Annotated in this window: 10 protein-coding genes; 9 read left to right on the forward strand and 1 reads right to left on the reverse strand. The window is 67.5% G+C overall.

Translation table 11 applies throughout. The features are described 5' to 3' along the window. Window positions 1-288: 288 nt before the first annotated feature. From VX037_RS08210 to VX037_RS08250, 9 genes are all read left to right on the forward strand, one after another. The gene (locus VX037_RS08210) at window positions 289-1,602 is read left to right on the forward strand and encodes an aromatic ring-hydroxylating oxygenase subunit alpha (RefSeq protein ID WP_328713839.1); all 1,314 of its coding nucleotides are present in this window, start codon (window positions 289-291) and stop codon (window positions 1,600-1,602) included. A 9-nt stretch (window positions 1,603-1,611) separates the two neighbouring features. Next, the gene (locus VX037_RS08215) at window positions 1,612-2,673 is read left to right on the forward strand and encodes a hybrid-cluster NAD(P)-dependent oxidoreductase (protein ID WP_328713842.1); all 1,062 of its coding nucleotides are present in this window, start codon (window positions 1,612-1,614) and stop codon (window positions 2,671-2,673) included. A 13-nt stretch (window positions 2,674-2,686) separates the two neighbouring features. After that, entirely contained in the window at window positions 2,687-3,949 is a 1,263-nt protein-coding gene (locus VX037_RS08220) for a sarcosine oxidase subunit beta family protein (RefSeq protein ID WP_235725644.1), read from the forward strand. Between the two features lie 34 nt (window positions 3,950-3,983). Continuing rightward, window positions 3,984-7,295 carry a sarcosine oxidase subunit delta gene (locus VX037_RS08225; protein ID WP_328713843.1) on the forward strand — a complete coding sequence of 1,104 codons (3,312 nt, stop codon included), beginning with the start codon at window positions 3,984-3,986 and terminating at the stop codon, window positions 7,293-7,295. Next, window positions 7,288-7,854 (forward strand): sarcosine oxidase subunit gamma, encoded by a 567-nt coding sequence (locus tag VX037_RS08230; RefSeq protein WP_328713845.1) that lies wholly within the window; start codon window positions 7,288-7,290, stop codon window positions 7,852-7,854. Before VX037_RS08225 ends, VX037_RS08230 begins: the two co-directional genes overlap by 8 nt. Window positions 7,855-7,887: 33 nt before the next feature. Continuing rightward, window positions 7,888-8,736: a formyltetrahydrofolate deformylase gene (purU, locus tag VX037_RS08235; RefSeq protein WP_328713846.1), complete on the forward strand. Its 849-nt coding sequence runs from the start codon at window positions 7,888-7,890 to the stop codon at window positions 8,734-8,736. Between the two features lie 55 nt (window positions 8,737-8,791). Beyond that, window positions 8,792-11,248, forward strand: coding sequence for a GcvT family protein (locus VX037_RS08240; protein WP_328713848.1), 2,457 nt, complete (start codon window positions 8,792-8,794; stop codon window positions 11,246-11,248). A gap of 13 nt (window positions 11,249-11,261) precedes the next feature. Next, complete coding sequence (locus VX037_RS08245) at window positions 11,262-12,929, forward strand: BCCT family transporter (RefSeq protein ID WP_328713849.1); 1,668 nt, start codon at window positions 11,262-11,264, stop codon at window positions 12,927-12,929. A 77-nt stretch (window positions 12,930-13,006) separates the two neighbouring features. Further along, window positions 13,007-13,801 carry an IclR family transcriptional regulator gene (locus VX037_RS08250; protein ID WP_287017072.1) on the forward strand — a complete coding sequence of 265 codons (795 nt, stop codon included), beginning with the start codon at window positions 13,007-13,009 and terminating at the stop codon, window positions 13,799-13,801. Here the strand turns inward: VX037_RS08250 and VX037_RS08255 are convergent. Further along, window positions 13,771-15,972 (reverse strand): DUF2254 family protein, encoded by a 2,202-nt coding sequence (locus VX037_RS08255; protein WP_328713851.1) that lies wholly within the window; start codon window positions 15,970-15,972, stop codon window positions 13,771-13,773. The genes VX037_RS08250 and VX037_RS08255 overlap by 31 nt on opposite strands. Between the last annotated feature and the right edge of the window lie 33 nt (window positions 15,973-16,005).

Genomic DNA, 16,005 nt, shown 5'->3' on the forward strand with positions numbered 1-16,005 from the left:
CGACGATCACCATTTCGCGGGCAAACCTATGTGAGGCACCGAGGGCGTTTCGCGGGCAGATTACGTGAGTCAAGCCGACGGCTTGACAGCGCAAGAGCTGGAACGCACACTTGTTGCATCGGATGCGCGTCGTTGCGTATCACGCAACATCTGAACATTCTCCTCGATCACCACCCCCGATCAGAGCCCACTGTCGGCCGGAACCCATTCCTGCCCTCAGTGATCTTGTGCTGCAACCCATCTCCGATCCTCCACCTCAGGACCTGTGCAGAGAGGCATCCACCGCTGATGACCGCACCATTCGTTGCGCGTACCGCCACCAGCGCCCCGGCACCCGGCACCCACGCCCTGCTCACCGAACGCGTGCACGGTGAGAGCCTCGCCGCGCCGTTCTATGTGAGCGACGAGTTCTTCGATCTCGATCTCGACGAGATCTACTCCAAGTCTTGGCTTTTCGTCGCAACAGAGGCCGAGATCAGCGAGCCCGGCGACTACGTGACCATCACCTTCGGCTCACGGTCGGTGATCGTCGCGCGCGATGACCTCGGCCGAGTCCGAGCCCATCACAATGTGTGCCGTCACCGCGGCGCGCGTCTGCTCACCGAACCGAACGGCTCCACCGGCACCATCGTGTGCAGCTATCACTCCTGGACCTATGGCATGGACGGCCGCCTCGAGTTCGCCGACGCGCAGGCGCCCGGCTTCGACAAGTCCTGCTACTCGCTGCGTTCGGTCCACGTCCGCACGATCGCCGGACTCGTGTTCATCTGCCTCGCCGACGAACCTCCCAACGACATCGACGAGGTGGCCGGCATCGTCGAGCCGTACCTGGCACCGCACCGCCTCGCCGAGGCGAAGGTGGCCAAACAAACCGACCTCGTCGAGAACGGCAACTGGAAACTCGCCATGGAGAACAACCGCGAGTGCTACCACTGCGGCGGGCATCCCGAACTGCTCAACGTGTTCTTCCCCACCTGGGGCTACAGCAGCACCGACGCCATCCCCAGCCGGCTCGCACCGGTCTTCGATCGCTACCGGCGGGCCACCGCAGCGCAGATCGAGATCTGGGATCGGCGGGGTCTCCCCTACCCCCGCATCGAGCAACTCGACACCCGCCCAACGGGTTTCCACATCGAGCGAGAAGCTCTCGATCTCGCCGGCGAGTCCTTCACCCTGGACGGCACCGCCGCCTGCGGCCGGCTGTTGACCGACATTCCCGAGGCGCAGCTCGGCCGGCTCTCCATGCACCTGCAACCCAACATGTGGCTGCACGTGACGAGCGATCACGCACTGCTGTTCTCGGTGATCCCCGTCGCCGCGGACAAGACACTGGTCCGCACCACCTGGCTGGTCCATCGCGATGCCGAGGAGGGCGTCGACTATGACCTCGACCATCTCACCGGCATGTGGGAGACCACCAACCAGCAGGACGCCGACCTCGTCGCACTCGCACATCAGGGCATCAGCAGTCCCGCCTACGTGCCCGGTCCCTACGGCCCGTCGGAGTTCCAGGTGGAGGCATTCATCAACTGGTACGTCACCACCCTGCGCGATCGGCTGGGTGTGACAACGCCCCACGTCACCGACGCCGCGAGTGCGTGACCGATCATCATGGCCGACGACATCTTCCTGCAGTGCGTGTCCCGGGCGGAGACCACCCGCGACATGACCACGTTCAGCTTCCGCATCGCCGGCGGTGCACCGGAGTTCTCCACCGGGCCCGAAGCCTCCGACGACTCACACACCTTCGCATTCGCACCCGGCCAGTTCCTGTCGTTGTCGGTGGAGATCGACGGACGCCCCATCCCGCGGTGTTACAGCATCTCCTCGCCTCCGACCCGTCCGGGCACTCTGTCCATCACCGTCAAGCGGGTCAACGGCGGCTACGTCTCCAACTGGCTGCACGACAACATGGTGGAGGGCATGATGATCGCCGCCACCGGTCCCCTCGGTCGCTTCACCTACACCGCGCGCCCGGCCGAGAAGTATCTGTTCATCTCTGCCGGTAGCGGGATCACGCCGGTGATGTCGATGTTGCGCTCGGTGACCGACAGCGAGTCGCCACTCGACATCACATTCGTGCACAGCGCGCGCAGCGTCGACGACATCCCGTTCCAGGAGGAGTTGGAGGATCTCGCACGCTCCCACACCAACCTGACGCTGGCGTTCGCCGCGACCCGGATGGTCGCCGACGAGCTACCCGACTGGACCGGCCATCGGGGCCGTATCGACCGCGCCATGCTCGAACGTGTCTGCCCGGACCTCGCCGACCGCGAGGTCTTCCTTTGCGGCCCAGGCCGCTTCCGCAGTGAGGTACGCACCTCGTTGATGGCGGCGGGGGCAAGTCTGGCCCGCATCCACGAAGAGAGCTTCGGCTTCAGCCTGCCTGCCGCCGAGGACGCTACCGACAACGGCGTGGTCGTGGACTTCTCCCGTCGCGCACGACGGGTGACCGTCGCGCCGGGGACCACGATCCTGGCCGCCGCCGCGGCCGCCGGGGTCACCCTGCCGTCGTCATGCGGGGTGGGCCTGTGTGGGTCCTGCAAGGTCCGCAAACTCTCCGGCGACGTCGTGATGAACCACCAGGGCGGAATCCGCCCCCGCGAGATCGACCAGGGCAAGATCCTGCTCTGCTGCTCCGAACCCATGTCCCCCGTTGTGATCGACTACTGAGGAACACCCGACGATGCCCACAGACCCCCGGATCGCCGCACCCGACGCCGCGCTCCCACCCGGCGCGCACCTCCCCCACCACCCCGACTTCCTTTGGCGGGCAGCCGAACCCAAGTCGACCTACGATGTGGTGATCGTGGGCGGGGGCGGTCACGGACTGGCCACCGCCCACTACCTCGCCCGAAACCATGGCATCACGAATGTCGCCGTGCTGGAGCGCGGCTGGCTGGCCGGCGGCAACATGGCCCGCAACACCACCCTCATCCGCTCCAACTACCTGTGGGACGAGAGCGCCGGCATCTACGAGCACTCCCTGAAACTGTGGGAGGGCCTCGAAGACGAACTCGGGTACCCGATCCTGTTCAGCCAGCGAGGGGTGCTCAACCTCGCCCACACCGAGCAGGACGTACGCGACAGCATCCGGCGCGTGGAGGCCAACCGGCTCAACGGGATCGATGCAGAATGGCTCGACCCGAAGCAGGTCGCACAGGTGTGCCCGATCGTCAACACCTCGGCCGACATCCGCTACCCGGTGCTCGGCGCCACCTTCCAGCCGCGCGGCGGGATCGCCAAACACGACTACGTGGCGTGGGGCTTCGCCCGCAGCGCCAGTGACGCCGGGGTCGACATCATCCAGAACTGTGAGGTCACCGGTTTCGTCACCGACGGTGACCGCGTGGTCGGGGTCGACACCAACCTCGGCCGGATCGGTGCCGGGACCGTAGCCCTGTGCGCGGCCGGCCACACCTCCACCCTCACCGACCAGCTCGGCTTCCGGGTACCGGTGCAGAGCCACCCCCTGCAGGCGCTGGTCTCCGAGCTGCTCGAACCCATCCATCCGACGGTGGTGATGTCGAATGCGGTGCACGTGTACGTGTCCCAGGCGCACAAGGGCGAACTCGTGATGGGCGCCGGCGTCGACTCCTACAACGGCTACGGTCAGCGCGGCGCCTTCCACATCATCGAACGTCAGATGGCCGCGGCTGTGGAACTGTTCCCCGTGTTCGGTCGGGCCCGGCTGTTGCGCACCTGGGGCGGCATCGTCGACGTCACCCCGGACGCCTCACCCATCGTCGGCGCCACCCCGTACGAGAACCTGTACCTCAACTGCGGCTGGGGCACAGGAGGTTTCAAAGCGACACCCGGGGTCGGCTGGTGTCTGGCCCACACGGTGGCCACCGGCAGCCCACACGCCATCAACGCACCGTTCGCCCTCGACCGGTTCGTCACCGGTCGACTCATCGACGAGCACGGCGCCGCCGCCGTCGCCCACTGATCCCCGCCACCGCCTCGAGTACAGAGACACCACCATGCAGATGATCCCGTGCCCGCACTGCGGGCCCCGCGAAGAGACCGAGTTCCACTACGGCGCCGCCGCCGGCATCTCCTACCCTGAGCAGCCCTCCGAGCTCGACGACACCGACTGGGCGCACTACCTGTTCTTCCGCCCGAATCCCAAGGGTGCGATGGTCGAACGCTGGTGTCACACCGCCGGTTGCCGCCAGTGGTTTACCCTCGAGCGCGACACGGTGACGTACGAGTTCGTGGATGGCGAGACCCGCCGGCCCAACCGCTGGTCGATCTCGATACACGACTCACTCCGTTCGCCGCTACTCGATCCAAGGAGTAGTTCCGAGCCGCTAGGCGAGGAACGTATCGAGACCAGTCCCACCGCAAGCACTCTCGATACGCCCGACGGTGGGCTGATTTCGATACACCCCTCGCCTAGCGGCTCGGGGTTACTCAATCAGCAGAACGGGACCACGACCAGCGAAGAAGGTACCGACCTCACGTCGACCCCCACCCACGCCGAATCCCAACCCTTCCGCACCGGGACCGGCGGACGCATCGACCGATCCCGTCCCATCGACTTCGTCTTCGACGGGGTGACCTACCGCGGCTACGCGGGCGACACCCTCGCCTCGGCGCTGCTCGCCAACGGCGTACGGGTCGTCACCAGCAGCGTCAACCTCGGCCGGCCGCGCGGCATCACCGGCGCATGGGCCGAGGACGCGACCGCACAGGTCGGTGTCGACGCACCCTTCGTGGAGCCGATGATCCCCGCCACCACCGTCGCGCTGTGTCCCGGACTCGTCGCACACGGCGTCCCCGGCTGGGGCAAGCTGAGCACCACCGTCGACGACGCACGCTACGACGCCCTGCACCACCATCCCGATGTCCTCGTGGTGGGGGCGGGTGCGGCCGGTCTGATGTCGGCCGTCATCTCCGCCCGCGCCGGTGCGCGAGTGCTGCTCGTCGATGAGCGGGGCGAGGCGGGCGGCGCGACACCCGGCGCCGGATGGGTGAGTGACGCTGTCGCCGAACTGGATTCCTATGATCACGTCACGCGCCTGACCCGCACCACCGCGTTCGGCGCCTACGACGACGGCTTCCTGCTCGCCGTCGAGCACCGCACCGATCACCTCGGTACTGCTGCGCCAACACACATCTCGCGGCAACGTGTGCACCGCATCCGGGCCCGCCGAATCGTCATCGCCACCGGCGCCCACGAGCGGCCGATCGTATTCGCCGGCAACGATCTGCCCGGCGTCATGCTAGCCGGTGCCGGCGCCGAGTACCTGAAGCGGTACGGGGTGCGGGTGGGGCGCACGGCGGTGGTGTTCACCGCCTGCGACGCAGCCTATGCGGCCGCCTTCGCACTGGTCGACGCCGGCATGTCGGTACCCGCCATCGTCGACGTCCGGGAGACGGTGAGCGCAGACCTGCGCGAGAAGGCGCAGCGCCGCGGCGTCCCGATCCTGGCCGACACCACCGTGACCCGCGCGCACGGCACCGGCGCGGTCACCGCGGTCGACCTGAGCGACGGTACCTCTGTCGCCTGTGACACCGTCCTGGTCAGCGGCGGCTGGAACCCGGCGGTGCACCTGTGGAGTCAGCTCCGGGGGACGATCGCCTTCGACGACCACGCTGCGGCCTTCCTGCCCACCGGCACCGTGGCGAACACCGAGATCGTCGGCGCTGCAGCGGGTCTCACGACATTGACCGCATGTCTGGCGAGCGGTCGACGCGGTGCGGTCGCGACCTTGAACGGGCTCGGCCGGCCACTGCCGGAGTTCCGCGCCGTCCCGCGGGTCACCGAACGAACACCGGCGGCGCCCGCCGTCTGCTGGTATGTGCCCGATCCCGACACGGCGGACTCGACCTCGTTCGTCGACCTGCAGCGCGACGCGACCGTCGCCGACATCGCCCGGGCGCTGGGAGCGGGAATGCGGTCGGTGGAACATGTCAAGCGCTACACCACCATCGGCACCGGTCACGACCAGGGCAAGACCTCGGGCATCGTGACGTCGGGGATCGTCGCGCAGATGCTCGGCATCCCTGTGAACGACGCCGGCACCACCACGTTCCGTCCGCCCTACACCCCGGTCACCTTCGCCGCCCTCGCCGGCCGCGACCGCGCAGACGGCTACGACCCGGTGCGACGAACGCCGATCCACGACTGGCATGTCGAGCGCGGCGCCGTCTTCGAAGATGTCGGACAGTGGAAGCGACCGCGCTACTACCCACGCGGCGGCGAGGACATGCACGATGCCGTGCTGCGCGAGTGTGCCGCGGTCCGAACGGGTGTCGGCATCCTCGATGGCTCAACCCTCGGCGTCATCGACGTCGCCGGGCCCGATGCCCCGGCCTTCCTCGATCTGCTCTACACCAACATGATGAGCACGCTGCCGGTCGGCAAGGTGCGCTACGGCGTCATGTGCGGCGCGGACGGGATGGTCAAGGACGACGGTACGGTGATGCGGACCGCCGCCGACCGCTACACCGTCTACACCACCACCGGAAACGCTGCCGCCATCCTCGACTGGATGGAGGAGTGGCACCAGACCGAGTGGCCGGATCTGCGCGTGTGGATGACCTCGCTGACCGACCAGGTGGCCACCTTCCCGGTGGTGGGACCCCGTTCGCGCGACGTCGTCGGGGCGGTGTTCGCCGACCTCGACGTCTCCACCAAGGCCTTCGAATTCATGGGCTGGCGCGACACCACCTACCGCGGGGTGCCCGTCCGCATCGGCCGCATCAGTTTCTCGGGTGAACTCGCCTACGAGGTCAACATCGGCGCGAACTATGCCGATGCCCTGTGGCGGCAGCTGATCGCGGCAGGTGAACCGTACGGCATCACCCCCTATGGCACCGAGACGATGCATGTACTGCGTGCCGAGAAGGGCTACCCCATCATCGGTCAGGACACCGACGGCACCGTCACCCCGCACGACCTGGGGATGAGTTGGGCGGTGTCGAAGAAGAAGCCCGACTTCGTCGGCAAGCGGTCCTTCGCACGTGCCTCGGCGACGGCACCCGACCGCAAACACCTGGTGGGCCTGTTGCCGACCGACGGCATCACCTGGCTACCGGAGGGATCGCAGATCATCTCCCACCGGACCGACCGCACGCTGCCGCCTCCGCCGGTGCCGATGCTCGGTCATGTGACGTCGAGCTACCGCAGCGCGGAACTGGGCCGGACGTTCGCGCTGGCGCTGGTGAAGGGTGGCCGCGACCTGATCGGCACCCGACTCGACGTCCCGGTCGGCGACACACTGTGCGAAGTAGAGATCACCTCAACTGTTTTCGTCGATGTAGAAGGAGCGCGACGCGATGGCTGACACCACCATTCCCGATCTGGAGCCGATCCCGCCGCTGCGCGACTGGTCGGAGCGGTTCGCCGCCCTCGCCCCGGCGATCCTGCTGGCCGAGACCCCGGTCGCCCAGGCCGTGGTGCGTCCCACCGGGCCCGCGGCGAGCACGCGACTCGAGCTGCCCGGGGTCTGCCGGAAGCGGTCCACCGGTCCGGAGACGACACTCTGGCTGGGGCCCGACGAGTTCTTGGTCTACACGGCCGGCGTCGCACCCCACGCGTTGACCGCAACGGTGGGCGATCGCGCCGGCGACAGCGCGTACGTGGCCGACATGTCGGGTCAGCGCACCCGACTGCTACTCGGCGGGCCCCACGCCGAGACCATCCTCGCCCACGGCTGCGCGGTCGACCTGTCCCCGAACGCGTTCGGCGACGACGACGTGGTGCAGACACAACTCGCGCAGGCCGGCGTGATCATGCACCGCGTCCCGGGCGGATTCGCGATCTTCGTCCGCAGCTCCTTCGCCGACTATCTCGCGGGGTGGCTCGTCGACGCCGCCACCGAGTACGTCGCCACAACCCCCTGATCCACCTTCCATCCCCACCCCGTAGAGGAACCCATGTCCGACCGATTCACCCTCACCCTGCGGTGCCCGTCCCGCGGCGGTGTCATGCACGCGATCAGCTCGTTCCTCTACAGCCACGGCTGCGAGGTGCTCGACCACCAGCAGTTCGACGACCCGATCACCCACACCCTGTTCGTGCGGACCGAGTTCGCGTCGGCCCGCCAGTCCGGCTCGGAGCAACTGTCGGCCGCCTTCGACCATCTCGCCAGCGGGCTGGACGCGGAGTACTCGATCGACGACCAGACTCCACAGCGGATCCTGGTGATGGTGTCGCGTCTGGGGCACTGCCTCAACGACCTGATCTTCCGGTGGCGATCGGGCACCCTCGGCGGCGACCTCGTCGCAGTCGCCTCCAACCACACCGATCTCGCGCCGATGGCCGAATCCGCGGGGCTGCCGTTCCATCACATCCCGGTGACGCCGGACACCAAGGCGCAGGCCGAGACCGCGATGCTCGATCTGGTGTCGTCCTACGACGTCGACCTGGTGGTGTTGGCGCGCTACATGCAGATCCTCTCCGACGAGACCTGTTCGGCCCTGCGGGGCCGCGCCATCAACATCCACCACTCCTTCCTGCCGGGTTTCAAGGGCGCCAAGCCGTATCACCAGGCGCACCAGCGGGGGGTGAAGTACGTCGGCGCCACCGCCCACTACGTGACCCCCGACCTCGATGAGGGACCCATCATCGAGCAGGAGGTCATCCGTATCGACCACACCCACGACCCCCGGCGACTGGCCTTTGCCGGTAGCGACGCCGAGGCGTTGGCGCTGTCGCGTGCCGTGCGCTGGCACAGCGAGAACCGGGTTCTGATGAACGGCACCAGCACCGTCGTCTTCACCTGACCCACCCTCACCCGAGCTCCCAACCCAGAACCCCACCCGAGAAAGACAGATACCCATGGCTGCACCGAAAGTCGTGATCGTCGGCGCCGGCATCGTCGGCACCTCCCTCGCCGACGAACTCACCGCGCGCGGCTGGACCGACGTCACGGTCCTCGACCGCGGCCCACTGTTCGCCACCGGCGGCTCCACCTCGCATGCACCGGGCCTCGTCTTCGCGACGAACCCGTCCAAGACGATGACCGAACTCGCCTCCTACACCATCGAGAAGTTCTCCTCGCTCGAACACCCCGACGGCTGGTGCTTCAACCCGCTGGGTGGGCTGGAACTCGCCACCACCCCGGCGCGCTGGGAGGACTTGCACCGCAAGGCCGGCTGGGCGGCCTCGCGCGGTGTCGAGCATCGGCTCGTCGACGCCGCGGAGTGCGCCGCCATGTACCCGCTGATCGACCGCGATCTCGTCCTCGGCGGACTGCACACCCCGAACGACGGTCTCGCCAAGGCGATGCGCGCCGTAGAGGCCCAGGCAGCCCGTGCCATGTCGCGGGGTGCGGTGTTCCGCGGCGAGCAGGAGGTGATCGACGTCGTCGAGGCCAACGGTGAGGTCCGCGGCGTACGGACCACGACCGGAGTTGTCGACGCCGACATCGTGGTGTGCTGCACCGGTTTCTGGGGTCGCGAGTTCGGCCGCCGAGTGGGGCTCACCATCCCGCTGGTGCCGATGGCCCACCAGTACGCGATCACCACCGCCGTCGACTCCCGCCGCGGGGTCAACTCCGCTCTGGCCGAGGCGTCGCTGCCGATCCTGCGACATCAGGATCACGACCTGTACTACCGCGAGCACGGCGACCGCATCGGTATCGGCTACTACGGCCATCGCCCGATGCCGTCGGATGTGGGCAACCTCGACTACGAGACGAAGATCTCGCTCGACGAGATGCCCTCGAAACTCATGTTCACCCCTGACGACTTCGACGACGCCTGGCAGCACACCGTCGCGCTGCTGCCCGAACTCGGCAACGGGAAGGTGGAGGAGGGCTTCAACGGCATCTTCTCCTTCACCCCGGACGGCCATTCGATCATGGGTGAACACCGCGACCTTGCCGGATTCTGGGTTGCCGAGGCGGTCTGGGTCACCCATTCGGCCGGCGTGGCGAAGACCATGGCCGAGTGGATGATCGACGGAACCCCCGGGATCGACGTGCACGAGACCGACCTGTACCGCTTCGAGGACGAGGCGCTGCGCGACGACGTCATCCTGGCCACCAGTTCGCAGTCCTTCGTGGAGGTCTACGACATCGTCCACCCGCACGATCAGCGGAGGGCGCCGCGCAACGTCCGCACCAGCCCCTTCCACGACCGCGAGGTGAATCTCGGCGCCGAGTTCTGGGAGAGCGGCCTCTGGGAACGCCCCGCCTGGTTCGAGGCCAACCGGCCGCTGCTCGAGCAGAAGGTCGCCGACGGTCTGCAGATCCCGCAGCGCGATCCCTGGGCCGCCCGGCACTGGTCGCCGATCGCGGTCGCGGAGGCGGCGCACACCCGCAGTCATGTCGCCGTGTACGACATGACTCCGCTGACCCGATTCGAACTCTCCGGGCCCGGCGCGCTGGCCCTGCTGCAGCAGCTCACCACCAACAACATGGACAAATCCGTGGGCTCGGTGACCTACACGCTGATGCTCGACGACAAAGGTGGTGTCCGTTCGGATCTGACCGTCGCCCGCCTCGGCGACGACCTGTTCCAGGTGGGCGCCAACGGCCCGCTGGACTTCGACTGGATCACCCGGCACCTCCCGGCGGACGGTTCGGTGACGTTGCGTGACATCACCACGGCCACCTGCTGCCTCGGACTGTGGGGACCGCTGGCGCGCGACGTGCTGGCACCACTGACCCCGGCCGACCTGACCAATGACGGGCTGCGGTACTTCCGCGCGATGACGACCACCGTCGGCGCGGTGCCGGTGACCCTGATGCGGGTGTCGTATGTGGGTGAACTCGGCTGGGAGATCTACACCTCGGCGGCCAACGGCCGGGCGCTGTGGGACGCCGTGATGGCGGCGGGTGAACCGCACGGCATCATCGCGGCCGGCCGGATCGCCTTCAACAGCCTGCGCATCGAGAAAGGGTATCGCTCGGCCGGAACCGACATGACCATCGAGCACACCCCGGCCGCCGCGGGCCTCGACTTCGCCGTCCGCATGTCCAAGGACGATTTCCTCGGGAAGTCGGCACTGGCCGAACGCGGCGCGCCGAGCAGACTGCGCACCCTGCGGTTGACCGACCCCGCCGCCGTCGTGCTCGGCAAGGAACCGGTGGCGGTGAACGGCGCGGTCGTCGGCTACATCACCAGCGCCGGCTGGTCGGCGACCGTCGGCGCCTGCCTGGCGTACGCGTGGCTGCCCGCGGACCTGGCCGACGGTAGCCAGGTCGAGATCTCCTACCAGACAACGCAGTACCCGGCTGTCGTCACCTCCGAACCGGTGGTCGACCCCGAGATGACCCGAATCCGGAAGTGACCCGAGAGGCAGCATGAACAACCACCTCACCGCCCCTGCCCGAGCCCGCATCGACCCCACCGTGTTCGGTGTGACCGCCGCACTGGTGGTCGGCTTCCTGATCTGGGGTCTGGCTGCCCCCGACAACCTGTCCGCGGTCAGCGCCGGCATTCTCGGGTGGATCACCGGCAGCCTCGGCTGGCTGTTCATCCTGTCCGCCAACGGATTCGTGGTGTTCGCGGTGTGTCTCGCGCTGAGCAAGTACGGCAAGATCCCGCTCGGCAAGGACGGTGAGAAGCCGGAGTACCGCACCATCAGCTGGATCGCGATGATGTTCAGCGCCGGGATGGGCATCGGACTGATGTTCTTCGGCTCCTACGAACCGCTGTATCACTTCGTCGAGGCGCCGCCGGGGATGTCGGCAGGCGATGTGCGCACCGCGATGGCCACGACGATGTTCCACTGGGGATTTCACCCCTGGGCCATGTATGCCGTCGTCGGTCTGGCACTGGCGTACAGCACCCACCGGCTGGGCCGCAAGCAGCTGATGAGCGCCGTCTTCGCTCCCCTGCTGGGCGAGCAGACCAATGGGGCCGGCGGCAAGATCATCGACATCCTCGCGATCTTCGCCACCCTGTTCGGGACGGTCGCATCTCTGGGTCTCGGTGCGCTGCAGATCGGTTCGGGTCTGGCCAAGGTCGGTTGGGCCGACAACCCGGGCACCATGTTGTTGGTCGCGATCATCGCCGTGTTGACCGCCGCATTCGTGGCGTCGGCCGTGTCGGGCGTCGCCAAGGGCATCCAGTGGCTGGCCAACATCAACATGGTGTTGGCCATCGTCCTGGCCGTGTTCGTCTTCGCGGTGGGTCCGACGGTGTTCATCCTGAACCTGATGCCCACCACTCTGGGTGCCTACGCCAATGACATCACCGCGTTCTCGGCGCGGTCATCGGCGACCGTCGACGCCGCCGGGGAAAGCTGGTTGGCCGGCTGGACCATCTTCTACTGGGCGTGGTGGGTGTCGTGGACGCCGTTCGTGGGCATGTTCCTGGCGAAGATCAGCAAGGGCCGCAGCATCCGCGAGTTCGTGATCGGGGTGATGGTGGTGCCGACGACCGTGTCGCTGGTGTGGTTCTGCGTCTTCGGCGGCACCGCCATCCGGGAGCAAACCGACGGCGTGATGGGTTTCGACGCGGCGCTGGTGATGATCCTGGTGGCGATCTTCTTCGTCTCGGGTGCGGACTCCGCCTCCTTGGTGATGGGCACGCTGTCCGAGCGTGGCGCCCACGAACCGTCCCGATCGGTGACCATCTTCTGGGGCGTGCTCACCGGCGCGGTGGCGGCGCTGCTGCTGGCCATGAGCGGCGATGACGGCCTCAGCGGGATCAAGCAGATGGCCATCATCGCCGCTCTGCCGTTCGTGGTGGTGATGATCGGGATGTGCCTGTCGCTCTGCCTGGACCTGCGTCGCGACCCGTTGATCGTGGCGCGTTCACAGCTCGACGACCAGGTGGATCAGCACATCCGTGCGCAGGCGGAGAAGATCGGGACCGGCGAGATCGTCGTGGTCGATCCGGTGACGCTCGAGCGGCCACCACGCACTCGCCGGCGGATCCGCCGGCGCATCGACACCACCATCGACATCACAGTGGCCGCGGACGGCGCACCCGTTGGCGCGGCAGACGGGGACCCCCGGCCATGACGGGGCGGGCGCATCTCGCGGCCGTACGCGGCGGGGCTCCGGACCCGACGAACCGGACAGGTACCCTGGGCGCTGCGATGGCTGAGGAGAGTGCGGAGACCGACCGACCCGTAGGTGCCGTCGAACGGGCGCTACAGGTCATGGAGATCATCGGCAATGTCGGCTCGGCCGGCGTCACCGAGATCGCTCTCGAACTCGGCGTCCACAAGTCCACCGTATCGCGCATCCTCTCGTCGCTGGAGGCGCGCGGATTCGTCGAACAGGTGCCGGACGGACGCAAGTATCGCATCGGGTTGACGGTCGTCCGGCTGGCCGGTTCGACGATGGCGACGCTCGACATGACCAAATGCGGTCAGGAAACCTGCGACGCGGTGGCGGCGCAGACCGGCGAGACCACCAACCTCGCGGTCCTCAACCAGTCGCAGGCGATCAATGTCATCGAGGCGGCCGGCTCGTCGAGCGTCGCGCTGCGGACCTGGGTCGGACAGGCGTCACCGGCGTACGCGACGTCCTCGGGCAAGGTGCTGCTGGCCGAGCTGCCCGAGACCGAACTCCGCGACATTCTCTCCGCAGAGCTCGAGCGCTTCACGGAATCCACCATCGTCGACATCGACGAACTGGTCGACGAACTCCGCACGATCAAGCGCCGAGGCTGGGCGATGGCGGTGGAAGAACTCGAGGTCGGTCTGGTGGCGTTCGCCGCTCCGGTGCGCGATCACACCGGCGAGCTCGTGTGGGCGCTCAGCGTCTCCGGTCCGCGCTACCGACTCGATCCCAATGATGCACAGGAGATCGTGACAACAGTCACCGCTGCCGCAGCCGACCTCAGCCGACTGTTCGGCTACCGGGCGGCGGGGTCGACCGGCGCCTGACCCTGCGACGTCGTGTTGATCTGCAACCGGCGGTGGCGTACCCGCCCTTCTTCCGAGCCGTAGCCCTGCCGGTCGGCGGCCTGCGCCAGGCGCCGATCCAGGGGTGTCGCCCAGTCGGCGTCGACCTCCGCGTCGAGCGCGGCCATCCGCTCCCGCAGCGCGGATTGTTGGTCGGGACCGCATTGTTCGCACAGGGTGTCGTAGAGCGCGCGCAGCCGTCGTTGCACCTGAATCGAGCTCCGACCGAAGTGCCGGACCTGGTCGGTGGCGATACCCACATAGTCGCCCCAGGTGCGCCGATACCCGCCGATGAGGGTCAGCGTGCGGTGCTGCTCCTCGGCCGCCACCCGTGGGGCCAGCATCAGCAGCAGATCCTCGGCGTGATCGATCGCCTGCACCGCCCGGCTGGGGTCGTTGATCGACGGTGACAGCGCCTTGAGCGCGACGTCGGAGATGGCCTGCAACGCAGCGGCCGGACTCACTGACGGACGGTGGGTGTCGCCGAACAGCAGACACGACAACAGCTGTGCGGGACGCACGTGACGATCGTCGCCGACGATCTCGAACACCCCGACGTTGTGTGGCACATAGTCGCCGACCCCCACCAGCAGGTCGACCCGGACATCCCATCGGATGGCCAGGCGCTGGATGCGGTCGAGGTTGATCGCCAGCAGCACACGTCCCTGCGTCGGCGCATCGCGCAGGGTCACCACCTGGGTCACCGGTCGCGGGTCGTCGTCGGTGGCGGTGGTGCCGCCCACGGCTTCTCCGGCCAGGTACGGCTGATGATCGGGATACTGCCGATACACCGCAAGACGTCCCTGCGATTCGATCCACCGCAACAACTGCGTCGAGTTGAGGATGCTGCCGACCTTGCCGATCAGCACGATGAACATGAACGCACTGGCCAGCGCCAGCGCGATCGCGATCGAGGTCGACACGGCCGGGGCGTCGGTCCCGTCGGACACCGTGGTCAGATCGACCGCCACGATCAGGGTGAACGCGAACGTCGACAGGAACAGGCCGACCGATGCGCGCATCACCCGGTCCTGCTGCAGCATCGGGATCACCCGGATGGAGATCTGCGAGGCACCGAACTGCATCGCCAGGGTGACCGCGGTGAACACCAGACCGGTGAGGGTGGCCATCGCGCCGGCGATGACGCCGAGCAGGGTGGCCGTGGTGCCGGCGTCGAGGACGTAGGTGGCGAACGAATCGTCGATGGAGATCGCGATCAAACCGGCCACGATCGCCGCCGACACCATGAACGTCGGCAGTCGCCACGGCGGTTCACGTTTCAGTTCGCGACGGGTGCGGCGCCAGCGCACTGCCGTGATCAGCCGGCCGGGTGCGCGATCGACGGCAACGGGGTCGACGTGTGGTTCGCGTGGCGGTGTCGCCGGCTGCTCCGGCAACCCGAACCGACCGGCGACCGCCTCCTGCGCGACGATCTTCGCGCGCACGATGGGTTCCCGGTAGCGCATTTCGCGGTCGGCCGCCTTCTGCTGTTTGTGTGGGCGGTTGCCGTATCGCCACCGCGCCCACGGGGAACGGGGTCGGGCCACCCGGATTGCCCCGAACAGCAACAGGAACGGGAAGAACAAGCCGATCAACCCGGTCCACACCTTGCCTTTGAGCAGGGTGATGATCGCAAAGCAGACGTTGATCGTCACCGCCAGTACCACACCGGCACGGGTCGAATTGTCGGTTGCGTCGCGGAATTCGCCGACCACATCGTTGGCACCGAAGGGGTGCACGCCCATCAGGAACAGCAATCCGATCGCGATCGCCACGAACACTGCGTCGATCGAGGTACGGCCCTCCTCCGACCAGTACACGTCGCGCAGATGCAGCAAAAGCGCGAACTCGTCGAGCACCAGCGCCGCACCGATTCCGAACAGCGCCGCGAGAATACAGTCGGCCACCGGCGTGCGGAACGGGTCGACGGCGAAGAACCCGAACCCGGACAGCAGCATCAGCATCATCCCGAAGAACACGTGATGCACGTGCACACCGCCGGGCGTCACATTGCCCGGCCACCAGCTCACCTCGGCGCGAATCATCCGCACGCTGAACCGGATGAACAGGAAGGTGAGTACGAACGCGATCAGCAGGAAGAACAGCGGCAGCCGACCCGTCTCGACGATCGTGCGATCGAACCAACCCGCCATGGGGTCGACCCTACTGCGATATCGTCCGCCCGC

This window comes from Gordonia sp. Z-3 (assembly GCF_036233855.1).
Taxonomy (GTDB): domain Bacteria; phylum Actinomycetota; class Actinomycetes; order Mycobacteriales; family Mycobacteriaceae; genus Gordonia; species Gordonia tangerina.